The organism is Rhodopirellula sp. UH5 (assembly GCF_056839225.1).
The window spans coordinates 2174220-2200016 of record NZ_CM166390.1; the positions used below are offsets into that span (position 1 = coordinate 2174220).

15 protein-coding genes are annotated in these 25797 nt (G+C 58.4%); 11 read left to right on the top strand and 4 right to left on the bottom strand.

The annotated features are described in order from the left end of the window. The first annotated feature begins 93 nt into the window (after positions 1–93). The 3 genes from UH5x_RS07855 to UH5x_RS07865 all read left to right on the top strand — a co-directional run bounded on the left by UH5x_RS07855 (position 94) and on the right by UH5x_RS07865 (position 4957). Positions 94–861, top strand: coding sequence for a PIG-L family deacetylase (locus UH5x_RS07855; RefSeq protein WP_047815925.1), 768 nt, complete (start codon positions 94–96; stop codon positions 859–861). Between the two features lie 153 nt (positions 862–1014). Further along, on the top strand, positions 1015–3054 hold the full coding sequence (gene metG / locus UH5x_RS07860) for a methionine--tRNA ligase (RefSeq protein ID WP_482635319.1): 2040 nt from the start codon (positions 1015–1017) through the stop codon (positions 3052–3054). A 370-nt stretch (positions 3055–3424) separates the two neighbouring features. After that, the gene (locus UH5x_RS07865; RefSeq protein ID WP_482635320.1) at positions 3425–4957 is read left to right on the top strand and encodes a glycosyltransferase family protein; all 1533 of its coding nucleotides are present in this window, start codon (positions 3425–3427) and stop codon (positions 4955–4957) included. A 5-nt stretch (positions 4958–4962) separates the two neighbouring features. Here the strand turns inward: UH5x_RS07865 and UH5x_RS07870 are convergent, their stop codons facing one another. Further along, positions 4963–6138, bottom strand: a complete 1176-nt coding sequence (locus UH5x_RS07870) for a hypothetical protein (protein ID WP_047815922.1) — start codon at positions 6136–6138, stop codon at positions 4963–4965. An 836-nt stretch (positions 6139–6974) separates the two neighbouring features. Here UH5x_RS07870 and UH5x_RS07875 point away from each other — a divergent pair. The 4 genes from UH5x_RS07875 to trpA all read left to right on the top strand — a co-directional run bounded on the left by UH5x_RS07875 (position 6975) and on the right by trpA (position 11868). Beyond that, a complete protein-coding gene (locus tag UH5x_RS07875) occupies positions 6975–8654 on the top strand; it encodes a hypothetical protein (RefSeq protein ID WP_482635321.1) in 1680 nt (559 codons plus the stop codon). A gap of 394 nt (positions 8655–9048) precedes the next feature. Continuing rightward, complete coding sequence (locus UH5x_RS07880) at positions 9049–10380, top strand: outer membrane protein assembly factor BamB family protein (protein WP_482635322.1); 1332 nt, start codon at positions 9049–9051, stop codon at positions 10378–10380. A 114-nt stretch (positions 10381–10494) separates the two neighbouring features. Beyond that, a complete protein-coding gene (locus UH5x_RS07885) occupies positions 10495–10968 on the top strand; it encodes a hypothetical protein (RefSeq protein ID WP_482635323.1) in 474 nt (157 codons plus the stop codon). Between the two features lie 63 nt (positions 10969–11031). Continuing rightward, complete coding sequence (gene trpA / locus UH5x_RS07890; protein ID WP_047815920.1) at positions 11032–11868, top strand: tryptophan synthase subunit alpha; 837 nt, start codon at positions 11032–11034, stop codon at positions 11866–11868. 3253 nt (positions 11869–15121) lie between these two features. On the opposite strand, the gene UH5x_RS07895 is transcribed toward trpA, so the two are convergent. Both UH5x_RS07895 and ftsH read right to left on the bottom strand, forming a co-directional pair. Continuing rightward, positions 15122–15985, bottom strand: a complete 864-nt coding sequence (locus tag UH5x_RS07895; RefSeq protein WP_482635324.1) for a hypothetical protein — start codon at positions 15983–15985, stop codon at positions 15122–15124. Between the two features lie 195 nt (positions 15986–16180). Further along, positions 16181–18409 carry an ATP-dependent zinc metalloprotease FtsH gene (gene ftsH, locus UH5x_RS07900; RefSeq protein ID WP_482635325.1) on the bottom strand — a complete coding sequence of 743 codons (2229 nt, stop codon included), beginning with the start codon at positions 18407–18409 and terminating at the stop codon, positions 16181–16183. A 248-nt stretch (positions 18410–18657) separates the two neighbouring features. Between ftsH and dxr the strand changes: the two genes are divergently transcribed. The 4 genes from dxr (at position 18658) to UH5x_RS07920 (ending at position 24459) form a co-directional block, all read left to right on the top strand. Further along, a complete protein-coding gene (gene dxr, locus UH5x_RS07905; RefSeq protein WP_482635326.1) occupies positions 18658–20025 on the top strand; it encodes a 1-deoxy-D-xylulose-5-phosphate reductoisomerase in 1368 nt (455 codons plus the stop codon). Between the two features lie 38 nt (positions 20026–20063). Then, the gene (locus tag UH5x_RS07910) at positions 20064–22316 is read left to right on the top strand and encodes a site-2 protease family protein (protein WP_083435048.1); all 2253 of its coding nucleotides are present in this window, start codon (positions 20064–20066) and stop codon (positions 22314–22316) included. Between the two features lie 226 nt (positions 22317–22542). Beyond that, positions 22543–23445, top strand: a complete 903-nt coding sequence (locus tag UH5x_RS07915) for a DMT family transporter (protein WP_482635327.1) — start codon at positions 22543–22545, stop codon at positions 23443–23445. Positions 23446–23523: 78 nt separating this feature from the next. Next, entirely contained in the window at positions 23524–24459 is a 936-nt protein-coding gene (locus tag UH5x_RS07920; protein ID WP_047815912.1) for an alpha/beta hydrolase, read from the top strand. 144 nt (positions 24460–24603) lie between these two features. On the opposite strand, the gene UH5x_RS07925 is transcribed toward UH5x_RS07920, so the two are convergent. Further along, entirely contained in the window at positions 24604–25641 is a 1038-nt protein-coding gene (locus tag UH5x_RS07925) for an SMP-30/gluconolactonase/LRE family protein (RefSeq protein WP_482635328.1), read from the bottom strand. Between the last annotated feature and the right edge of the window lie 156 nt (positions 25642–25797).

Consider the following 25797-nt stretch of genomic DNA (forward strand, 5'->3'; position numbering starts at 1 on the left):
AAGTCTCAGGCACCTTCCGCCGGAACGGTCCCAACGATGCTTCGCGCAATCGGCACCTGACACATCTCTCCCGCTCATTGCTAAGCTGGTTCCATGAATGAAGCCATTCCAGAACCGAGCGATCTCCTTCTCCCCGACGACCCGACGCAGTCACTGGACGTGATTGCGGTGGGGGCTCACCCGGACGATGTTGAATCAGCCTGTGGTGGCACGCTGGCCAAGATGGTCCGCCAGGGTTATCGCGTCGGCATCATCGATTTGACCGATGGCGAACCGACGCCCCATTGCCCCGACGTCGATACCCGGATGGCAGAATCGGTCCGAGCCGCCGAGTGCCTGGGCGTTCACGCGCGAGTCCAGCTGAACCTTCCCAACCGAATTCTGATGGACGGTTTTGTCCCGCGGATCGCGTTGGCCCGCCAGTTCCGTCGATTTCGTCCCCGGATCGTGATCGGGTTCGGGCAAAAAACGCCCATGGCTTCCCCGGACCATTGGCAAGCAATGCAGATCACCGATGCAGCGGTGTTTTACAGTCGTCTGTGTCGTTGGGACGAACACTTTGACGGGGTTCCCGTCCACGCGGTTGCTCGCCAACTCTATTTTCGATTGGCATTTGAATCCGATGTGATGCCCGGTGAGTCCCATCACCTGATCGTTGACATTGGCGATTGCTTGGAACAAAAACTCGCCTCGATCACGGCTTACGAAAGTCAGTTTGCCCACAAACCGAAAATTACCGACCGAGTGCGTGCCGCCGCGTTGGTGACCGGTTCGCAAGCCGGTTGTTGGGCCGGAGAGGCGTTTGCATCGGCTCACCCGTATTCCATCAGCGACCTGGTCAAAACGGTCATGAACCTCTGACGCCAAGCGCGTCGCAGTCGTCTTCAGTGGCTGGTCCTGTTCGATCGAGCGGTGGTTTGTCACAATCGCGACCTTGGATGGTGAACCCCACGTCGCAAAAATGGGTCGTGGGTATCGCTGAAGCCCTCGATCCACTCACCGACAACTGCTTTCATGACGCGTCGTCTGCTCGTTACCGCTGCCTTGCCCTACGCCAACGGCCCGATTCACATCGGCCACCTGGTGGAATACCTGCAAACCGACATTTGGGTCCGGTTTCAGAAACTGCGTGGCAATCGTTGCTTGTACATCTGCGCCGACGACACGCACGGCACCGCGATCATGATTCGGGCCCGCAGCGAAGGCCGGTCCGAGATTGAATTGATCGAAGAAACCAGCGAAGCTCACCAGCGTGATTTCGCGGGTTTTGGAATCGAATTCGACCACTACGGCAGCACCAACAGCGAAGAAAACCGAACGATTTGCCATCAAATCTGGCAATCTCTCCGGGACGCGGGCTTGGTGGTCCAGCGAAGCGTCGAGCAACTCTACGATCCAGAAGCCGAGACCTTTCTGGCCGACCGATTCGTGCGTGGAACGTGCCCGAAATGTGGCACGCCGGACCAAGCCGGCGACAATTGCAATTGCGGGCACACCTACAGCCCCACTGAATTGATCGACCCGGTCAGCACGCTCAGCGGTGCCACGCCGATCCTCAAAGAAGCCGAACACCTGTTCGTCGAATTGGAAAAGCTGCACGGGTTTCTCTCCGAATGGGTTTCCAACTCCGGTGCCCTGCAATCGGAAACGGCCAACTACCTGAAGGGACACTTCCTGGCGGAAGAACTTCGCGACTGGGACATCAGTCGCCCCGCCCCGTACTTTGGATTCGAAATCCCCGACGCTCCCGGCAACTACTGGTATGTCTGGTTCGACGCGCCAATCGGCTACATCGCCAGCACGCAACAGTGGTGCAATGCCAACGATGAAAACCTGGCCGATTGGTGGCAGAGCGACGACTGCGAAGTCCACCACTTCATCGGCAAGGACATCACCTACTTCCACACGCTGTTTTGGCCAGGGATGTTGAAGACGGCCGGGTTCTCCCTGCCAACCAAAGTTCACATCCATGGCTTCCTCAATGTGAACGGCAAAAAGATGTCGAAGAGTGATGGCACCTTCGTCAAAGCCGAAACCTTCTTGAAACACATCGATCCCTCCGCGCTGCGTTACTTCTACGCCACCAAGTTGTCGTCGCGAGTCGAAGACTTGGACTTGGGAGTCGACGAGTTCGTCGAGAAGGTCAACTCCGACTTGGTCGGCAAAGTGGTCAACTTGGCCAGTCGCGTTGGCAAGTTTGCCAGCCGAACCGGATTGTCACCGTCGTATCCCGATGACGGAGGGCTGTTCCAAACCGCCGCCGCCAAGGGCGACGAGATCGCGTCGGCTTACGAAGACAGCGAGTATTCCAAAGCAATGCGTTTGATCATGGAATTGGCCGACGCGGCCAACCCGTTTGTCGAACACGCCAAGCCATGGGAAATGAACAAAGATGCCGAGCGACAAGACGAACTGCGAGACGTTTGCACGGTCGCACTGAATCTGTTCCGGCAACTGGCCGTTTACTTGGCCCCAGTCCTTCCCGAACTGGCAAAAAAATGTGGCGACTTGCTCGGGGAACCGATCACGTCGTGGGAACAAAGTCAAACGCCACTGACTGACCGTGGCGTCAACAAATTTCAACGTATGATGGACCGTGTCAAACTCGAGGATCTCGAAGCAATGATGGAAGAAAGCAAAGACGAAGCGGCTCAAGAAAATGAAGTCGTCGCCGCCAACCCGTTCAACGACAGCGATCAACCACTCAAGGATGAACCGCTCGCCGATGAAATCACCATCGATGAGTTCATGAAGGTCGACCTGCGGGTCGCTCGTGTTCTGTCGGCCGAACACGTGCCGGAAGCCAACAAACTTCTGAAACTCACACTCGGTTTGGGCGGCGACGAAACTCGCCAGGTCTTCGCCGGCATCAAAGCCGCTTACGACCCCGAAAAGTTGGTCGGACGCCTGGTCGTGATGGTCGCCAACCTCAAACCTCGAAAGATGCGGTTTGGTTTGAGCGAAGGCATGGTCACCGCAGCCGGTCCCGGCGGCGAAGAAGTCTTCGTCCTCAGCATCGACGACGGTGCACTGCCCGGCCAACGCGTGCACTGATCGAAGTGTGGCATAGGCTTCCAGCCAGTGAAAAAGAACGCACAAGTAGGATGGGCACTCTTGCCCGTCCGAGTCGGCCAAGACCACCCATCACAACCCGAAGCGTGAGCGAGGGACTCCCCCAACTCCCACAACGGCCCCATCCGGGGCGACCGTTTGTTTTCCGGCATCGGTCTCTCGGGGCTTCCGCCCCGAGAGAAGCATGACGGCCCCATCCGGGGCGAACCCCAGACGCCAGCCACCAATTATTATTCGAACGTCCCCAGGTAAGGTCGAGCGAAGCGAGGGGAGCGTGAAGCAATGCCACAACCACCTCAGTCACTGAAACGCCTTGCCCCTTCGAGACTGACAGCCAGTGAAAGTTTCCGCGATGAAAATTCTCATTGTGCATTGCCACTTCGAACGGGGCGGTGTGACCCAGGTGGTCGACAATCATGTTCACTGCCTGCATCAATCCAATGACATTGACGAGGTTGCTCTGGTCAGCGGCCCGCGTCAGTCAGGCCTGCACGCAGCAACCCGCTCCTCGGGTTCCCTGTGGACGCTCCCGGCCCTGGAATACGACTCGCTGCGTGATTGTTCGCGGAGCGTTTCACAACAAGCCGAACAAACGGCTCGCGAGTTGGACGAGCAATGCCAACGCGCGGGCTGGACTCGCGAGCAGACGGTCATCCACTGGCACAATCACAGCCTCGGCAAAAACGCGGCCGCTCCACTGGTGATCCAGCGTTTGGCGAATCTTGGTTATGCGTGCGTGATGCAAATCCATGACTTTGCAGAAGACCAACGGCCACAAAACTGGGCGCATCTCAAAACGGCCCACGATTGCGATCACGTTCAAGACCTCGACAAAATCCTGTACCCGTGTGGCGAACGACTGTCCTACGCGACCTTGACCACCGGCGATGCGGAAACGTTGTCGAAGTTTGGAATTTCGAACTCCCGCATCGATGTGCTGCCCAACAGCGTTCGCCTCCCAAGCGATGAGCTGCCTGATTTCGAAACCGCAGCGCAGCGTGTCGCGAAAGCGTTCCAGTTGCCCACTGATTTCCGCTGGATGCTCTATCCCGTTCGTGGAATCCGCCGCAAGAACCTGGGCGAATTCTTGCTGCTGTGCCAGATGGCCGGTCGCCCAACCGTGGGCGCGATGACGCTTGCCCCCGACACCCCGATGGAAAGAAGATCCTACGAACGCTGGCGAGCAATTGCCAAGCAAAGTGTGGACAACGTCGTCTTCGATGCCGCTCATCAGGAAGGCATCCAATTCGTGGACAATCTATCAGCCGCTAGCGTCGTCGTTTCGTCCAGCGTGGCGGAAGGATTTGGGATGGTCTTTCTCGAACCCTGGCTCGCCTCACGCCCTGTCGTTGCGAGAAACCTTCCCGGCGTGACCCGCGATTTCATGGACCAAGGCATGCAGCTGGATCAGCTCTATGACGTCGTCATGATTCCCAGCTCTGCGTCTTGGCTCGCGGAAGCAGAACGCCAATTCGCGGCCGCCAAAGTCAACGCGTGGAAGGGAGTCCGATCCCCAGGCGGCGCCGCCGTCTCTCGCGATTGCGACTGGATCGATTTCGCGAGATTGACGCCGGAGTTGCAGACCGAGGTGATCCACCGCTTTGCCACCGATTCCGGGTTCGCGAAAGAAATCCGGCAACGAAACGCCACGTTGTGCGACGCGTTGAGAACAGCAAGCGATCCCGCAACGATCGCTCACAACCGAAACGTTGTGGCGACAAAATACGGGCCGGAAAACCAAAGGCAGCAATTGCTCAGCGTTTACCGAAAAGCGATTCGCAACGAAATCCCCACTGCCTCCGATTCTCTGAACACCAAAACCATGTTGGATTTGGTGGAACATTCGCGGCCGTTCTATCCGTGCCGCGTCGAGCAACTGGCCTGAACGACTCAGCGACGTGGGTTGCTGGATCGACCTGCCATCTGTTTGCCCTTGGGGCGAACCAAGAAGACCTTCGGATCATCGACGATGAACGAAGTGCTCCAACGACGTCCGTCATCCGCACTGCAGATGTTGTAGAAGAACGTTCGCATTCGTTCCGCTTCGTAACCGTAGGGGAACTGACTGGTGATGTAGTCTTCCTCGGTCAGGTCATCCACGCCGGGCGATGCATAGTAATGCACCATGCCATCCGGTGTGACGCTCATGCCCAACGTCCACCAACCCGTGGTGGTGATCTGCGGACCACGAAAGTCGGCGCCACGTTGGTTGCTACGAACTCGCAAGTAAGCGTAGTCGTCGCTGCGACTTCGGCTGTCAGCCTTGCTTTCGAATTCGATGAACAAACCCGGCCAGTAGATCTCGTTGCCCATCTCTTTGCGTTTGAGCTTGAACAGCCCAATTTCTTTTTCAATCATCGCCGTCGTTTCGAGGGCCAAGCGAAATCCAAAGTGAGGTCCGCTGCGTTGTTCCCACTCGGCCACTGGTGGCAAGAACACTCGCGTCGTGACACTGGGAACCTCGGACACATCGATGCGACGCTTCAGTCGATACTGAACATTCGCGATGAAGTCATCCTGGTGCATCGTGCCACTGGCGTTCCCGGGAATCCCCGTGAACTTGCTCCGCATCAGCAGAGCGCCTTGGCTGCCGGACAAGCCGCCGGTTGGCGTGGCCACTCGCTGGACCACATCGGGATGGCCCCGTTTGATGCCTTCGTACCAGCGTCCGTTGGTGCTCTTTCCCATGGGCGAACGTTGATTTTCATCAATGTCCTCGGTGCTCTTGGGATTGTTTGGCACATATTGCCACGACTCGTCTTCGAAGTCATCGGCGACGCCAACGAGTTCAGTCCCGGTTCCGGGAACGACCGGACGCTGCGCATCGGCTGTGCCCGCCCCCCAAACACTCGTCCAAACTGCGACGCCAGCGACGAAGGCAAATTGCCAACGACGCGCCACCGGCTCCTGATTTCCCACCGGCTCCACAGTTCGCAGTGCGAAAAGGCCGACCCAACGGTTGGTGTTGCTCTGCATGGCTTCTTCCGTCACTTCCGTTCCCAAAGGATTGAAATGGACATGGATCGCGGCCTGAACGACGGTGTCGTGGGCGAAACGATGATCCATGACGGAGGCCCCCCTCCAACCGGAACAATCGGCACATTTTGACCGGCACTCCAATCGATCCCGCTGGGCCTGGAAAAGTTTTGCTCTGGGCAGCCCGCATCCCTTGCCCCCCCGAGGGCTCCAATCGGCAGAATCGTTTCGATTGGCACAGACGATCACGCTTCCCAAGGGACTGCGGCAGAACCCCAGATTCCTCGACCGAATTGCTCGAAATTCGCAGGAACGGGACTATGGTTACCTGTGTCAGAGGGACGCACCCTGCACCATGATTTACCCAAATATTAAGCGTCCCCCCGTGCGAGGCGTGGTCGGTTCTTCGGAGCCGGCCTCGCCTTTTTTTATGCCCTCACGCTTTCTGCGATGCAGGCTCACCGCCCGAAACGCCCGCCGGAAGCCGGCTTGTCGATTGAGTCGTCAAAGTCGTTTCAACGCATGGAGCATGGGCACTCTTGCCCGTCAGTGTTGTGGATGTCGGCCAAGAGTGGGCAACCCACTACAAAATCAACAAGCCGCAGCGGCGAGCGGGCTGGCAAGACGTCCCAATGCCTTCGCCAGGGCTGCAAATGCGCTGTCATTCGGGATTTTCGTTGACGGGAGACGGTCAGTCGGTGAATAATGGAAGTCCGCGAAACGTTCGCGTTTCGATCCTATTCGGCCGTGCTCTTCTCTCCGAAGGTGTTCCTTTGCGACACGCCACTACGACCTCGTCCCCGTCCAAGTCATCTGGCCCAATTGCTGCCGCTGCGCAAATTGACTCGCCGCAGATGGATTCAGCGAACGGGGGCCAGGCTTCCAACCATCAACGCGCCAAACGGATTTGGATCCTATGTCTGGTCATGGTGTTGTGTTGGCTGCTCAGCGGAATCGCCTCCGCTCAGCAATACGAGGTGATCAATCTGCCCGCCGCCGCAGTGACGCCTGAAAAGATCTCAGGGTACGAACGCGCAGCGAAAACGCTGGCCTCTTCTCGCAAACCGGAGCAACTGACGGCGGATGTGAAGCGAAACGCGATGATCTACATCGAACACATCGTTCCCTACACCATGGTCAGCAAAGACAAACTAAACGAGATGGGACCGATGTTGGCGTCGCTCGAGAAATCGCTCTCGGGCGCCCAACGAATCAACAACCCCGGCAAGACGGATCTCCTGAAGAACATCTACAACGGGATGACGAAGGTCGCCAAAGGCAATTACATCCCCGCCGCCCGTATCAACGCGGTTTTGGTTTTGGGGCGGCTCGACAGTGCTCCGTATGACGGAGCCACCGGCCGGCCACCCAAGCCTTTGGCAGCCGCCTACCCAGCGCTGTTCGACACACTGGTGGGACTCTACGAAAACGAAGAAGAAGTCGATGGCGTTCGAGCGGCTGCCCTGCAGTCGCTTCACCGAGTCGCCATGTACGGCTTTCCAACCATGTCGGCGGACAACAAAGCCAAACTGACCCAATTGATGACCGACTTGCTGGACGCACCCGCGCCCGCAGACCGTGACCCCAAGGCACATGCTTACCTGCAACGTTTCGCGGTCGATATCCTGCACTACGTCAGCGCGCCGGAAGACACCACGCTTGGCAAGCAGTTGATTTCAATCAGCACCAACGAAGAGCAACCTGACTTGATCGCGTTGTATTCGGCTTCGCAACTGGGTGACATGAACACTCAGCTGGAAGGGCAAGTCGTTGATACTCAGGGTGTGCTGAAGAGCTGGTCACGTCGTGCATTCGACACAGTTGAATCCGAACTGAAACGCCTGAAAGCTCTCGACCGAACCAGCGCGATGGCCGTCAAGCAACCCCCGAGCCCCGATACCTTCCTGGGTGTCAAAGAAGACAAAAAGAAAAAGAAGGACAAGAGCCGCGCCGGTGGTGGCATGGCAGGCGGAATGGGGATGGGTGGCATGGGAATGGATGATGCCATGATGGGCGGCATGGAAATGGACGGCATGATGGATGGCATGGACATGGGGATGGGGATGGACGGCATGGGGATGGACGACATGATGGGCGGCATGGGCATGGGCGGCATGGGAATGATGGGACGCATGCCTGCCGCAAAACCTCAGCCCCCTGAAGTTTCACTTTCCCGACGTCGAATCACTTCGGTGCTGCAACAATTGCTCCGTGGAGCGGTTGGTTCACCTCTGGCTGAAATTCCCGACACCCCTTCAGGCCTGATCTCCGCCGCATCAGAGGAAGACCAAAAAGTCTTGACCTCCTGGGTCGACGACGTTCGTCCCGTCGCGGAGGCCATCAACGATGACTTGTTGGACGACAAGAAGAAGTGGATGGAATCACTGGAAGAACAACGTGTCGCCCTGGCCAAACTGGCTGGTGTTGAACTCTTGGACGGTGACGAAGACGCTGGCCAAGATGACCGTCGCCCTGGTGGTTTGCCGACGTTCGGCTTGCCAGGCAATCAAGCCCCTGGTCTTCCGGGTGACCTTCCTGGCGGCATGCCTGCTGGCGACGCACCCGATGCAGGACTGCCAGCGGGCGATCTGCCAGGAGCAAACTGACACCCCGCTGTCAGCAGGATGGTTCCATCGCGAGATAGGTAAAAAGATGCTCACCGATCTCGGTGAGCATGGAATTTCATCCCCTCAGTGCTCTCCACCTCCCTCCTTTCGGAGGGACATCGATTGGATGAGTGATGGCTTTGCGAGGTAGGCCGGATCGAGCCGCTTCGACGCTGCTCCGGCAGATGAGCCCCTCAAATCGACTTCCCTTGCACTTCAAAACTGACGCATCGGGGTCCCACAGAGCCGAATGGTTCTCAACTCTGCCGAACGGATCTTGAGCCTTTTTTCTTTGGTGTTCCAATGGCGGCACGCCTTCGGCGATTCCAACACGTGCGATTTATCAGCCTGCACCGTCTCTTCTCGCACTCTTCTCTGACAATGGATTTGAAAGATGAATCGATCTGCCCCCATGTTGTGCCCCCAGCGTCCGCTCCACCGCATGCTCGTCCCATTGGCATGGCTGTTGTGGGCTGGGTTGGTCCAGTTGGCAGGCGGGGCGATGGGGCCGGTTTCGACCTGCGCCGCCGCGGATTGGCTGCAGTGGCGAGGCCCGGAAGGCAACAATCACGCACCGGCTGACGCGGAAGCTCCCCTTCGCTGGGATTTGGAACGAAGCGAAAACGTTGTTTGGAAAACGGCGATTCCGGGTCGCGGGCATTCGTCTCCCATCGTTGTCGGGGACCATATTTTCCTGACCACGGCGGTGGCCGAAGATGAAACCCAGCGTCTGATCAAATGCAGTCGTTCCGATGGACGGATGGTCGACAACTGGATCATTCACCGCGGGACGCTGCCCGAGCGAATCCACTCGAACAATTCGTTTGCCTCCCCCAGCCCCGCCTCGGACGGTCAGAACATTTACGTTTCCTTCCACACCGATGACGCGATCGTCGTGACCTCGTTGAATTTGGAAGGCAAACAAAACTGGCAGAGGAAAGTCGCGGCGTTTCGGCCTTCGCAATTCCAATTTGGGTATGGAGCCAGCCCGATTTTGGTGGATGGCCTGCTGGTCGTCGCAGCAGAGTACGACGGGCCTGAAAGCTGTCTCGCGGCCTTGGACACTCAAACCGGCCGCGACGTTTGGCGAGTTGCTCGGCCGTCCAATTTGAACTTTGCCACGCCAATCGCGGCGACGATTGGAGGCCAGCCGATGGTGCTGATCTCAGGAGCCGACATGATCAATGCCTACGATCCCGTCACAGGCAAAGAACTCTGGGGCGTGGACACGGCGACCGAGGCGATCTGTGGCACCGTTGTTTGGGACGACCGCCGCGTCATCACCAGCGGCGGAAATCCCAGAGCTGGCACCTGGTGCATCCTAGGCGATGGCAGCTCCAACAGTGTGCAGTGGGAAAACAACGTCCAGTGCTACGAACAATCGCTGCTGACGATCCCCAACTACTTGTTCGGCGTCGCGGACACCGGCGTTGCCTACTGCTGGCGGACCATGGACGGCAAACAAATGTGGCGGACACGTTTGTTCGGCGGTGGCATCAGCGCCTCGCCGTTGTTGGTCGATGGCCGCATCTACGTTGCGGCCGAAGACGGCACCGTCTTCGCCTTCCAAGCCAGCCAGGATCGATTCGAACTGAAGGCAGAAAACAAAACCGGCGACTCTCTCTTCGCCACACCGGTCCCCGTCGACGACCGACTGCTGATTCGGACCGGGGTGGGCCATGGAGATCAACGACAAGAATACTTGATCTCGGTTGGCCTGCGTTGAACTCGCAAAGACAGCGGCGTTTTTCCCTTGAGCGCTGGTCTGCACCATCGGACGACTTTTCCGGTCAGGCAATTTTTTCTAAAGAAAACGATTCTGCCGACCGATCCAAGAGCTATGCCACATTCGCATTGCCATGACCGTCGCCTTTGGACCGCCCGCTCGCTGACGCGATGCTTGCTGGTTGGACTGCTGGCTTGCACAAGCGGATGTGTGGCTCTCGGCGTCCCCAGCGAGCGGACCCACGACCCGGACGATCATGGCGGATTGCTCGGCGATTGGCGTCGCGGACGGCCTCACACCGCCGCTCAGCACACACAGAGCCTGATCGAAGATGGTGCCGTGATTGTCCCCACCGACGGGCATGGGGTCATGTGCGACCGCACCGGGACACCCCACCAGGGTGCCTCCGGTCAAGTCGGATCGGGGGTGATGGAGGGAGCCCTGCCGATGGACTTGGATCCCATCACCGGGGGCGTTCACTCCGAGCCAGAAGCGCCGCCCGAGGTGCCTTGGCCCCGGTACCATCCCGTCCCGACACGCCCCGTCTTTGGTGGCGGCTTGGTTGCCGATCCGCACGCGGGAATCTAGGCTTGGCGGCAGAATTCACTGAGACCTGTTTCGTCCGCCCATTTCGACGTTGATCCGACATCCATGACGCCTCTGCAAAACCTGTTTGAATCGCTTCGTGGTCAGAACCGCAAAGCCTTGATGCCGTTTTTGACGACCGGCGACCCGAACATTGACACAACAGAAGCCGTCATCGCAGCAGCTCGCCGCGCCGGTGCCGATCTCTGCGAAATCGGAGTCCCCTACAGCGATCCCATCGCCGACGGACCGGTGATCCAGGCCTCCTACCAACGTGCACTCGACGCGGGGTTCAAGCTGCAACATGTCTGGGATCTCGGCCAGCATTTGACGGACAACGCCGATGTTGCCGCGATGCCACGCGTGACGATGGTCAGCTATTCGATCATCTACCGAATCGGAATGGCCAAGTACGTCGAGCAAGCCATGCAAGCGGGTTACTGCGGCGCGATCGTGCCTGATTTGTTGGTCGAAGAAGCAGACGAGTTCAGCAAGGTTTGCCAGGAGAAAGGTTTCGACCTGATCCAGCTCGTCACACCCACCACGACAAGAGACCGCCAATGCCGCATCGCGGAACTGTCCAGCGGTTTCCTGTACTACGTTTCCGTCACTGGAATCACAGGTGAACGAACCGCGTTGCCGGCCGATTTGGTTGACAATGTGGGCTGGCTCCGTGAACAAACCGAACTGCCGATCTGCATCGGGTTCGGAATCAGCGGACCTGAAACCGCAGCCCAGTTGGCACCTGTTTCTGATGGCTTGATTGTTGGCTCCGCGATTGTCCGGCGAGTGGCCGCTGCGGTGGCCAAGGCAAACGAATCGGGAACCGATCCTGTCCAAGCAGCCGCTGAGGAAGCGGGCGAGTTCTGCCGTTCCCTGCGATCCGCGATCGACGCTGCGTAAACGTTTGCGATCGACGCGACGTTTTCTGACACGGTCCCGATGCAACTTGCCCTGTTAGCGGGCGTGCCGCCTGGCTTCGCCCCCCTGGGAAGGTCATCCGGTTGATCACGGCCGCTTTGTAGCTGGTTGCCGCACGATCCACCTCTCCCGCAACGAAGTTTGGGGAGAGCGACCCCGTTCAGGCGTACGCGAGGGTGAGGGCCGAGCATGGGAAACGGCGCGGATTGCCTTCCCCCGGAAATCTCGCTGAACGCTCGCTTTCCGCCCCCTCCCGCTGCGACGGTTGTGCAGCTTTCTGGTGCTGCGTTTTAGCGGGCTTCTGCCTCGAGAATTCGGATGGTGCCATCCACCAACCTTTGCCCCGGAGAGCAGCATGAATCGCGAAGCGATGACAGCCGAAAGGCACGGACGCAAGCCCGAGGGCAGCGAGAGGAGCCGAGACACCAGTCGCAAAGCGACGGCAGGCGTTCCACCGCCCGGACCAACACCTGCCATCGCTTCGCGACTACCGAGCGGCGGAGGCATCGATTCCTGGGACTTGCGTCCAAGGCTGGTGCCTGACGTCGCTTTGCGACTCCGAAACCCCAGCCGTGTCGTCGGCATTCTCGCGATGATCCGCCTGACGATCCAGATGGATCCAGCCTCGAATCGCCCCCTTCCGCTCCTCCCCTTTTCTCGCCTGCCGTGCCGCGTTGACAAAGAGGTTTGGTGGGAGAAACCCAACGGACGTCCTCGTGGGACGCCCGTCTTCCCGCCAGAGCAATTCTTAGCAAGAGGGCTTGGCCGTCTCGCACCCACGCCTCTGAGTCGCGGAGCGACGGCACTTGAACAGCCTTGGGTTTCAACCCAAGGATCATCCGTGCCAAAACACGGGCCCCAGTCGCGGAGCGACGACAGTCGGCGGCGGCGACGAAGAAAAGGGGACGACGAAGAAAAGGGGACGACGAAGAAAAGGGGACGACGAAGAAAAGGGGACGGGGGTCATAAGTAGACGAAGAAAAGGGGACGGGGGTCATAAGTAGACGTATCATCCCAACAATGACCCCCGTCCCGTTTTCTCGCCCGTCCCGTTTTCTCGCCCTGTTTTTAGGGTAGTGGACGAGGCGACGAGTCCTGAACTGGCGTCAAAACCAAGGACTCGTCGCCTCGTCCACTACGAACAACCCTGACTTTTAACTTTGACAGACCACTAGCCTGTTCACGCACGTGAGGCAGCTTTGGTGGCTGGCCCTGATTTAGGTTGCGGTTGAGCGATTTGGAAGAGTTCCATGCAGGTCGGCGGGAGTCTTTTGGCATTTGGACTGTGATGGCAAACGCCACTGTTCCCAGGTGCAACCGGGGCTAACGCCCAAACGGCTCACATGGTTTTGCCCGATCCTTCCTGCCGATTTGCTTATGCCCGATCGGCAGGAGGGGGAGATGCTGTGAGGCCTTGCTTAGAACCACGTGAACAACAAGTGACGTAGCGGAAGGGCGCAAGCCCTCCGGTTCCTCACCGGGCGGCTTGCGCCACACCGCTAACATTGTGACTTGTTGTTCACGCGTCGCTTGTGCAGCGGGTTGGGAGGGAGGATTCTCAGGCTGGAAGCCTAAGCCATTTGGGTTGCAGAACGACGGGTGAGCGACTTGCTGAGGTGGCAGGTTGGAGGACACAAATTGGATGGCACGGTTGACGTGCGGGAGCTGAGTTTGGATGGGGATGTATTCGAAGCCTGCGAGTGCTGAGCAGAAGCAACGTTGGGCGAAGATCGAAGCAGTTGCTGGGGCACAGCGATGTGAAGACGACGGAGATTTACACCCACGTGCGAAATCCGCATGAGTCGAAGGTGGTCAGTCCGTTGGACCGGTTGGTGAAGGACGGGGACTTGGCTGAGGCGGGGTGAGACGGCTGGTTGCAATGCTCACGGTGTCGTTTTCAATGGACGGGGGTGTTTGCGTTCGACCTCCCCTCGCTTCGCTCGACCCTCCTGCCAGGAGGGTGAACTGGTTCTTTTGCTTGACGCTCGCTTTCCTACCCGTTTCGTTTGGACTCGTCGAGTTTGTGGTGGGTTGGCCGCTCTTGGCCGACATCCAAAACTACGACGGGCAGGAGTGCCCATCACAATCCGACGCTTGAGCGAGGGACGCCCCCAACTTCCACGACGGCCCCATCCGGGGCGACCGTTTGTTTTTCGGCATCGGTCTCTCGGGGCTTCCGCCCCGAGCTAAGCACGACGGCCCCATCCGGGGCGAAACCGAGATGCCAGCCACCATTTGTTTTTCGAGCGTCGCCAAAGAACCAGTGCCAGGTGGGACCTGGCCTACGAGCGGCAATGCGTCCGTCGCAAGGTTGTTGGAGGTCGTTGATGCGACGGGGGGCATTGAGAAGTGGGAGACGCACCAATCGTCACATCTGAATTCTGGCGAATCCAGCTACCACGAGGAGCGTCCAGAGCACCTTTCATCGCGAGGGTGGTGTTGCTTGACACAGATCCAGTGCCAGGTGGGACCTGGCCTACGAGTGGCAATGCGTCCGTCGCAAGGTTGTTGGAGGTCGTTGATGCGACAGGGGCATTGAGAAGTGGGAGACGCACCAATCGTCACATCTGAATTCTGGCGAATCCAGCTACCACGAGGAGCGTCCAGAGCACCTTTCATCGCGAGGGTGGTGTTGTTTGACACAGAACGAGCGCCAGGTGGGACCTGGCCTACGCGCGGCCGACTTGCGGGCGCGGCGGCGTTGAACAGGGGAGTGGCAAGCGAGTTTTGAAGTTGCGCTTTTGCAATCGGTATTGTTGGCCAACGGCCTTCGTCATCGTAGCCTGGGGCATCGCCCCAGGGATCGAGATGGAGGGAAATCGGTTGGCCAACGGCCAACATCAACCCACACGTTTTGAATTGAATTTGGCCGTTGGCCAAAATGGGGCCGTGCTTTCCTGCTCCAGGGGCGATGCCCCTGGCTATGTTGAAAAAGGCCGTTGGCCATTCGAGGTCTCTCGGGGCTTCCGCCCCGAGCTAAGGACGACGGCCCCATCCGGGGCGAAACCCAGACGCCAGCCACCATTTATTTTTCGAACGTCCCGCGCGGGCGGGGCTCGCAAGACGGCACTGCAAAACTGCACGACATCGTTCAGCAGGTACGCAGGTGTTTTCGGGTAGGTGAGCCTTTTGGCGTTCGCCCCGGTTCCCACACACAACCGGGGCGAACGCCAAAACGGCTCACAGGATCAAACCCAGTGATTCCTGCCTAACTGCTTCGCGGAACCGATCCACTTCAACGACTTGGGGCACGCCACTGAACGGGCCGATCCGCCGTGGAAAAACTCGGCTGATTGGCAGCGGCTTGTCCGGATGAGGCAGCGTTCATGCCGTTGTTCTGCATCCCAAAGTTGCCCTGGAATGAATCCTGAGGTGCTTGGACGGGCGCGGACGCGGTGTTCCACTGCAAGGCTTGGACGGCAGGTGAAGTCGAGGGCACCAACTGGCTGACCGGCAATTGGCCAGGCAACGAAGACGTGCCAACGTTCACTTGAGCGGCGACGCTGTTCGTTCCCATCGTGTTTGCGGATGGATACGGAGCCGAATTGGAGTAGCCGTTGGTTGCTTGGGGGACATAGCCCGGTGGCGGTGGGGCTCCCGTCAGGTCGATCACTTGCATCCCGCCGCTGCGAACGCCACCGGAAGAATCCGCTGCGGCTGGCATCATTGACTGGGGTTGAACCGCGTTGGTTTCCACCCATTGTTGATTCGCATTTTGCGCCATGGGCGACATCGTGCCCGGCATCGCACCGCCTGCCTGAGCGATTCCGGATCCGACCGTGTCGCTGGAGTTGTGACTCATCGGGATCACATTGCCGGACGTGGAGTTGTAGTTCCCCGTCGGAGCGTAGTTGGACGCCCCTGCCGGGCTTCCGCTGACTTGACCGTACGATCCCGTCGCTGGCGGCGGGACACGAGCCGAGGCACCAAATGGACCAAGGGACGGCAACGTTGGATTCTGAACCGCAGCCTGACCGGGCTGAAGCATGCTGATCGGAGCGCCAGTGGTCCCGTTGGTTTGCTGGCAACCAGTCAACAGACCGAGCGCGGTGACTGCCGAAAGGCCGGCCCAGGTCCGCCCGATAGTATTCTTCGCCATCCAATTGAATCGCATCTTGGAACGCCCGATTGCGTGTCATCTGCCTATGAAAAAACGGCAAGGCGGACGCATGTCGTCGCTTGCCGCATCGGGCTTTAACAAAACTGCGAAGTTTTTCGAAAGACCGGAATTCCAATCGAACACACTTTTTGCGGCGTCCCCCAGGTCCTCTTAGGAGGCGAGAATCACCCGCAATCAGGAGTGATTGGACTGCGAGGAATCCGAATCTTTGCGTGGGACAATTTTTGCTTTTGGTTTCTCCGTGACGGTTCCAGGCACCAACCAAGGTCCGCGACTGTGCTCCTGGATCAAACGCGTCAATTCTTCGTTGTCGATCGCCTCGACTTCCAACAACCGCTGCGTGACCGCCTCCAAGACATCACGACGTTGTTCCAGAATCTCTCGAGTCTGGGCCAATGTGTCTTCGACAATCCGGGAAACCTCTTTGTCGATCATCTTGGCCATCTCATCGCTGTGCATGACCTGGTAGTCGCCGCCACCCGAACCCGCCAGGAACGGGCTGCGCGTGTTGCGACGAAGATTGATTCGGCCAAGCCGGCTCATGCCGTAGTCCATCACCATGCTGCGAGCCGTTTCGGTGCAGCGTTCCAGGTCGTTCTGAGCACCGGTGCTGATGTCCTGAAAAATCATTTCCTCCGCCAACGTGCCCGCCAGCATGACTTTCATCTGGCTTTCAAGCTCGCTCTTGGTCATCAGGAAACGCTCGGATTCCGGACGCTGCATCATGTACCCCAGCGCGGCCAATCCGCGCGGGATGATGCTGACTTTGTGCACGGGATCCGTGTTGGGGAGTGCCGCGGCGACGAGCGCGTGGCCCGATTCGTGATAGGCGACGCGGATTTTTTCGTCTTCGTTCATCACCCGTTTTTTCTTTTCCAAGCCTGCCGTGACACGTTCGACGGCTTCGTTGAACTCCTCCATTGCCACGGCGGGTTTGCCGTTTCGAGCGGCCAACAAAGCGGCTTCGTTGACCAGGTTGGCCAGATCGGCGCCCACAAAACCGCTGGTGATCGACGCGATGCTTCTCAGTTCAACGGTCTCGTCGAGCTTCACGTTTTTGACATGCACTGCCAGAATTTCTTCGCGACCCGCCACATCGGGACGGTCCACCAACACATGTCGGTCAAACCGACCTGGACGCAACAACGCCGGGTCCAAGGTCTCCGGACGGTTGGTGGCGGCGATGACGATGACGCCCGAGTTGGAATCGAAACCGTCCATCTCAACGAGCAACGCGTTCAACGTTTGCTCCCGTTCATCATGCCCACCGACGGCGTTGCCGCTGCGGCTCTTGCCGAGCGCGTCGAGTTCGTCGATGAAGATGATGCACGGGGCACGATTGACGGCTTGGGTGAACATGTCACGAACGCGGGCCGCACCCACACCAACGAACATCTCGACAAAGTCACTTCCAGACAGGCTGAAGAACGGCACTCCCGCTTCGCCCGCAATCGCCTTGGCCAGCAACGTTTTTCCAGTTCCAGGAGGTCCGACAAGCAAGACACCTTTGGGAATCCGGCCGCCCAAGCTCTGATACTTCTCGCTGTTTTTGAGGAAGTCCACGACCTCACGGACTTCGTCGACGGCCTCTTCAATTCCTGCCACATCTTCAAACGTGGTTGGCAGATCGTCTTCGCTGTACAGCTTGCCGCGACTGCGCGAGAATGACATCGGCGAACCGACGCCCCCCATGCGTTTGAGCATCACGATCCCGAGTGCCACCAACACACCGATCATCAGCAACTCAGGCCAATGGTTCTCCAGAAAACGGCTGGGGCGATCGTTGTCCCAATCGACACCAGATTGCTCCAGCAAGGTTTCCAGCTCCGCTGCGATCATGTCGTTGGGATACCCCCGAATGGTTAGGAACTGGACTTCCTCGGCCGGTTCTTTCTCGCTGGAATGATTTCGCGTGAACGCCTTGAAATAGACTTTTCCTGTGATGCGATCGTCGGCCACCCGAATGTCGCTGAGGCGGCTGAATTCGTGCAGCACGTCTTCTTTGGTGCTGCTGGGGACAACGATTTTTGAGATGGGAGGCTCGTTGGCCGGGTCTTCGTTGATCAAACTCGCGACGGTTGCCGAGGTGGAATCTTCAACGGATTCCTCCGTTGGATCCCCGACAGCGGTCGAATCCGATGGATCGGCCAGTAGCCCTTCTGCCGGGTCGGTGAGCGGATCCGAAGGAGCGATCGCTTGCTGGGACTCCATCGCCTGCTGCCGCTCCGCTGACTTCGCCAGCAATTCTTTCAAATGCGGGTAGGCCAAACGTCGGCGATTGTCACTGAAAAGGAACGCACTCAGCACGACTGCGCCGGTCACGGCCAGCAAAACCAACCAAACATTTCCTCCGCCTCGATTCTCGGACGATCCACCGCGTTTCGACTTGGGTTCGTTGCTCATTGCGTTCCAATTGTCATTGTTTCGTTGAAGACGGCTGTTTCAGCCACAGCCCCACTATTTCTACTGCCAGCTGACTTCTCCAAGGCACCACCTCCGCTGCAGGCCGAAAATCTGGCTCTGCAACGCGTCTGGATGGCTTATTCGGATTGTTCTGGCTGGTCCGTTCCCCCATGATACGGGCCCCGACACCCTGGACAATCATTCCTGTGACATTGCCCCCATCCCCCTCCTCCCAATCAGAACCGACCGTGCCGGCCGAATCCCCCTCCGAGGACCCGGTGCCTGATTTCCGGTCGAACAACCGCCCGGTCAGTCGTGTCGCCGTTCTGGGTGCGACCGGAAGCATCGGTGTTGCCACGTTGGATGTGATTGAAAACCTGAATCGATGCGATCCTGAATTGGCCTGGGAAGTCTCCAGCGTGTCCGGCCACTCCCAAATCGAATCCCTGATCCAATTGGCCGACGGTTGTCAGACGGCACCGCACAGCGTGGTCGTTTCCAATGCTGAAAATGAACCACAAGCCGCCCAGGCACTCAAAACAGCGGCCGCGCAACCCGATTCACGTCTGACAGAACGCTGTTTATTGGACGTTGGCCCAGATGCCTTGGTTCGAGCAGCAACGGCAAAAGACGTCGATGTGGTGGTTGCCGCCATCGTGGGACGAGCTGGCCTGGAATCCACTCTCGCCGCCGTTCACGCAGGCAAACGAGTCGCCTTGGCCAACAAGGAAACCTTGGTGGTCGCGGGCCCAGTCGTGACGCAAGCGGCAGCGGACAATGGAGCCGAGTTGCTGCCCATCGATAGCGAGCATTCCGCCATTTTTCAGTGTTTGGCGGAATCAAGAGCGCGTCAAAGTCACTCCACCATGCTGGCTTCGTCCCCAAATTCCATTCCCGGATCCGCGGCCTCCGACCAAGCCCAATCGCTCAACTCATCGGCGACCCCCTCTTGGCCGGGTGTCCGACGCCTGATTTTGACAGCCAGCGGCGGCCCTTTTCGTGACTGGACAACCGCGCAGATGCGGGAGGCCACGATTGACCAAGCCCTCGCTCATCCAACCTGGAAAATGGGGGCAAAAATCACCATCGATTCCGCCTCCATGATGAACAAGGCTCTCGAAGTCATCGAAGCCAAATGGTTGTTCAACGTTCCCGCGGACAAAATCGAAGTTGTTGTCCATCCCCAATCGCTGATCCACTCGCTGGTCGAATTCGAAGACGGCAGCCTGATCGCCCAGGTCAGCCCGCCAGACATGCGGATGCCGATTCAATACGCCCTGACCTACCCACGTCGGTTGCCGTGTCCCGCACCTGCCCTGGACCGGTCGCAGAGCTGGGACATGACGCTGTGCCCCGCCGATCCGGAGCGTTTTCCGGCTTTGGCCCTCGGCTTCGAAGTCGCTCGCGTCGGTGGAACGGCGGGTGCTGTGGTCAACGCAGCCAACGAAACCGCAGTCGACCTGTTCCTAAAGCGGCAAATTCGTTTTACTGACATCCCCGAAATTTGCCGCCGAACTCTGCTGGATCACAATCACGAATCTTCGCCGACGCTCCAGCGGCTGCTAAAATTAGACGTTTGGGCACGCGATCGAGCCCGGGAATTGGCTCAAATTTGAATCAAAACGCCTCGGGCAATCTCGTTCACTGAACCGGTTTGCCCGACCAACCATATCTTCAACGTGGGTTTGCCGGGCTGGCATCCCCCGTTCAACTCTCTTTCACCCCCGTCGAATTCATGTCGTTGCCTGTTGATTGGTCCCTCTTGCCCTCCTTGTTGGCGGCCACCGAAGACACCGGCGGCATCCTCGCTTGGTTGCTCTCCACTTGGCTGTGGATCCAAGTCGCCCTCGGAATCGGCTTGGTCATCTTTGTCCACGAACTCGGACACTTTCTCGCCGCCAAGACATTTGGCGTGAAGTGCGAGAAGTTCTACGTCGGCTTTGACGTCCCCATCTCGATCGGCCCGATCAAGTTCCCGCGCACACTGGGCAAATTCACCTACGGCGAAACCGAATACGGAATCGGCATTCTGCCACTGGGTGGGTATGTGAAGATGCTCGGCCAAGACGACGACCCACGCAAAGCCGAAGAAGAAGCCCAACGCATTCGCCAAAGCGGAGAAGCCTCCGACGCGGAAGAGAAACTCGATCCTCGCAGCTACCCGGCCAAACCCGTTTGGCAACGAATGATCATCATCAGCGCCGGCGTGGTCATGAATGTGATCACCGGCGTGCTGTTCGCCGCATTCGCGTTTTTCAACGGGGTTGGCTACACGCCCGCCGTGGTTGGCGGCGTGACCCCCGGCGGTCCCGCTTGGCAGGCTGGCATCCAGCCTGGTGGACGCGTTGTTTCCGTGGGTTCGCTGGAAGATGATTCGCAACTGCCGTTCAGCGAAATGCAGTTGAAGATCATGGAAGCCGGCATGGAATCGTCTGAGACCCCGGTTCCCGTTCGCTTGCAATACGGCGAAGACACGCGTGAATATCAGCTGGTGACTCAGGCCAGCCCGATCGAACCCGACCGACGCATGATCGGCATCCAAAGTGCCACTGGCGACACGCTGTACCCGGAACTGCCGGCGATGCCCAACTCGGTCGCCGCCGACGTGGTGACCGATGCCGACGCGGGAGCCAAAGTGATTGGCTTCGATGCGGAAAAGCTCGATCCCGAAGCGATCATGCCGATCACTCCCTTGTTGACTCGCATTCACACCGCGCCGTCGCAACCCATCGAACTGAGGTTGGTTCGCACCGACGAAACCGAACACTCCCTGACCTTGCCGCCTCAACAGGCAAAGGACTTTGGCATCCAGTTCAAAATTGGACCGATCAAAGCTCTGATGCAAAACGGACCGGCTGAAAAAGCCGGCATGCAGGTCGGCGATCAAATCGTCTCGGTCGGCGACGACACCGACGTGGATGCCTATCAATTGCTCCTCGCTGACGTCCAGTACGACGAACCCGTGAAGATCACCGTGCAACGCGGTGAAGCCAATGCCAGCGAGGAAGTCGAACTGACGCTGACACCGCAACGCGTGGAACAAACGATGACCCCCGTGTCTGCGTTCGGCGAAATGATGTCGGTTGATTCGCTCGGTTTCGCCTACGAACCGACCGCCGTCGCATCGGAAATTCTCGCCAGCGGGGATGCCACGTCGCCAGCGGCAGAAGCGACAACGGCGAACTCGACCGAAACCATCCTAGCGGGCGACGAACTTCGCGAAATTCGTGTTCAGTTCGCCAACGCCACGGATCGCGAATCAATCGAGGACGAGCTGTCCGAAACCGCCATGCAAGCCTTGACCGAGGGCTGGGAAATCGGACCATCGATGCCGCTTGGCAATTTGATGGAAACCGTTCAACTGCTGCCGCTGGGAACCAAGATCATTGTCACTGCAGTGCGTCCGCCCAACGGCACCGTGGTCGAGCAAACTCTGACCGTTCGCCAGTCCGAACGATTCTGGTACGAACGCGGATTGAACTTCGCTCCCGTGGAATCCATTCAAAAAGCGGATTCGCTGGGCATGGCACTCGCGCTCGGTATTCGCGAAGGCAAACGCCGGATGGCCGACGTCGGACGCTTCCTGGGCATGTTGGTTCGCGGCAAAGTGAAAGCCAAATTTGTTGGCGGGCCCATTCGAATCGCTCAGATGGCCAGCCACCAAGCCGAGAAGGGTTTGTCCGCGCAGCTGATGTTCCTGACAATGCTGAGCATGAACCTGGCGATCCTGAACTTCTTGCCAATCCCGGCGCTCGACGGTGGCCACATGGTCTTCCTGACCGCCGAGCTGATTCGCGGGAAGAAGGTCGACGAAGCGATGGAAATGCGACTGACGTTTGTCGGCGTGCTGGCGTTGCTGGCGCTGATGATCTTTGTCTTCACCAATGACATCCTGAACCTGCTGTAAATCCGCAGCATCTCGAACTGTTGATTCCGTCGACTTTCGATTCTTCCTGTGAGCCGTTTGGGCGTTGAGCAGGTCGGCAGGAGTCTTTCGGCAGGTGGACTGTTTTGGTAAGTGTTGTCGCTCCCACGTACAACCGACGCGAACGCCGAAACGACTCTGTAAACCAACAGCCCGATCTCCGGTGGAATCTTCTTGTTTTGATCTCCGTCGCTGATGTGAAAGGGATGTGTTGAACGACGACTTGGGTGAACCTCGCGACTACCTGAAGTTGCACTTTCTGGTCTTCGTCTGGGGCTTCACGGGCGCCATGGGCGAATTGATTCGACTGCCGGCCGTGGAAATCGTGCTGTTTCGCAGTGCGATTGCATCGGTCGTGCTGGCCTGGATGGTCCGACGGTCGTGGCGGGTTCCCACCCGGCGAGCGTTCGCGATGCTGGCCACCGGATGCTTGATCGGTGCCCACTGGGTGCTGTTCTTTTTCGCGGTGAAAGTGGCGAACGTTTCGGTGTGCATGGTGGGCATTGCGACGGTCTCGTTGTGGACCGCGTTGCTGGAGCCACTGATGATCCGCGGCCGGAAACTCCGCCGCATGGATTTGATCTTTGGCATGGGGGTGATCGCAGCTGTCGCCGTCATCTTCCAAAGCGAACTTCAATACGCCGGCGGATTTCTGATCGCGATCACCGCTGCGCTGGCCGCGGCGGTGTTCTCCATCCTGAACGGCCGCTTTGCCGTCACGACTCCCCACCGCGTCATCTCGCTGTACGAAATGGTGGGGGCCTGCGTTTTCTGCGCGGCATGCCTGCCAATCTCCGCACTTTATCTCAGCGAAGGCCAAGGGCTCGACCTGCTGCCTTCCCCAAGCGATTTTGCCTGGCTGCTGGTCCTGGCGGTGGTGTGCACGGTTTACGCCTACAGCGAATACGTGTCGCTTCTCAAACGCCTTTCCGTGTTCACGATCAACTTCGCCAACAACCTCGAACCTGTCTACGGGATGATTCTCGGCGCCATTTTGTTTGGCGATTATCAGACGTTGGGCGTTGGTTTTTACGTCGGTGCCACCGCGATCGCCTTCCTGGTGCTCGCACACACAGGGATGTCGCGTCGAAAACGATTGCCAATTGGATGAGTGCAGTCACGTTGGGCTTGGGTTAAAATGAAGGTCTCGTCTCATCCTCGTTGACTCCCACCCAAGTCCTGCATCCCCATGTTCGCAAATGCTTTTCAGTCACAAGCTTCGTCATCGACTCGCAAGCTACTGATCGGATGCTCCGCCATTTTGATTTCGGCGGTGCTGGCCGTTCCCGCTTCCGCTCAGCGAAAAAAGAAGGACGACGACCCGGCCCTCAAACCGCGTCCGGTCAAACTCAACACCAAAGACAACATCGAGTTGACCGCGTTCTACTTCCCGTCGACGGAAGGCAAGAATGCCATTCCCGTGTTGTTGATCCATGAATGGAAAGGCCAAGGCTCGCCCTATCAAAAACTCTGCCTGTCCATGCGTTCGGCCGGGTTGGCCGTGTTGTTGGTGGAGTACCGCGGCCACGGGAACAGTCGGCAGTACACAACACCTCGTGGCGACAAAAAGGACTTCAATGTCAATACCATGGGCAAACGCGACATTCAGGCGATCATTCAGTATGACCTGGAAGAAGCCAAGCAGTTCCTGAAAGGCGAGAACAACGAGGGCCGCCTGAACCTCAATGCATTGACTGTCGTCGGTGTCCAAGAAGGCGCAATCATGGCTGCTCACTGGGCCGTTCGCGACTGGGGTTTTCCCAGCGTCGGCCGTTTGAAGCAGGGCCAAGACGTCAAGGCACTCGTCTACGTTTCCCCCATCAAGAACTTCAACGGATTGACAATCGACTCCACCTTGCGTGATCGCAACGTCGGGCTTCTGCCAACGATGATCGTCGCTGGCAAAGACAGCCCCGAAGCGGAGGAAGCGGAACGACTTGGCGGCCGAATCACCGCTCTTCGCAAACGCTTGAAGATCGGTGGACTGGAAGTCAAAATGGAGAGCACCAGCCTGAGCGGCCCGGCCTTGATCAGTGAGGTCCCCTCGGCGGCTTCGGACATCGTCAAATTCATCCAAGCCAACGTGCCGGTCAGCGACAGCGAAAACGAATGGATCGAGCGCTGAGCGAGGATTGATCCAACACGGATCTCGCACCAAATCTCTGCTCCCGCGTCCAACATCAGGCCCAATGTTTCGCACCCTGCGAAACGTGGGGCTTTTTCAATGGCAGATCCATCCCGGGCCACTTCGTTCGTGGCCGAAAAAAAATCAGTTGGCCGGACGGGGCGGGAAAACCGGAGCGCCGGCAACGTGGGTCGGAACACTCCAAAGCGTTCCGCCCGCGGTCACATAGAGCGTTTTCAAATCGCTCCCGCCAAAAGCACAGTTGGTCGTCTCATCTCGCGGAATCCGCAGGTACTCGAGCAACTTGCCTTCCGGTGAGAACACATAGATGCCTGCCGTGGGCTGCTCCGCGGTCTCCTGTGGCAAATGCGGTTGGTTGAGTCCCGCAGCCACGAACAAACGCCCCTGTTCATCCAGCTTCATTCCATCCGGTCCACGGGTCGTGCCCCAATCATGGATCCGAGTCTGACTGCTCAGGTCGATGCTTCCATCCGCCTTCAAGTCAAAACGCCATAGTTTCCTGGCCCCGCCCAACGCATTGTTGTTGTCGGCCACAAACAGAAACCGATCGTCCGCCGTGACCACCAATCCATTGGGTCGGTCCACTTCGTGGGCGATGATGCGAGCAACCGTTCCGTCGGGATCAATCCGATAGACGCCTTCGACTTGCTTGCCCGCATCGTCTACCAATTCCATCGCCGAGCGATTGCCATACTGCGGGTCGGTGAAATAGATCCGGCCACTGGAATCCATCGACAAATCGTTCGGCTGATTGAACTTCATCCCTTCGAAACCATCTGCCAGCACGGTTTGGCTGCCGTCCAGTTCCCATCGTACGATCCGCCTCCGCACGGCTTCGCAGACGATCAACCGGCCCTCTCGATCGAACATCAAACCATTCGAACCGGCGTCCGTCTGAGACACAGACAATTCACCGCTGGGGCTTCGCAGATGGATGTTTCCCTCGCCGCTGGTGAACAGCCCCTTTTCAGGATGCCACGCCGGGCCTTCCCCCGCTCCGTGTTCCTGAACCAACCTCAGCTCACCCGCAAAGATGGAATCGGACTGAAACGATGCCGTGTTGTTCTCCTGGCCGACCGCGATGCTCCCCGCTCCCAAAACCAAGCCCACCGCCAAGGCCAACTTTGCCGACCGATCCCAATTTCCAAGGCGCTCTTTCAATTTCGCTTCCTTCCTGATTTCAATTCCCAAGACTCATTTCGAAGTTGCCAAGGATAGCCCAATCCAATTGCAACGGCTCAGGGCTTCACAAAACCAAAGCTTCCTCGTCCAGACTCCACGATCGATTCAACGTCCTCTCGCAACTCGCGACCATCA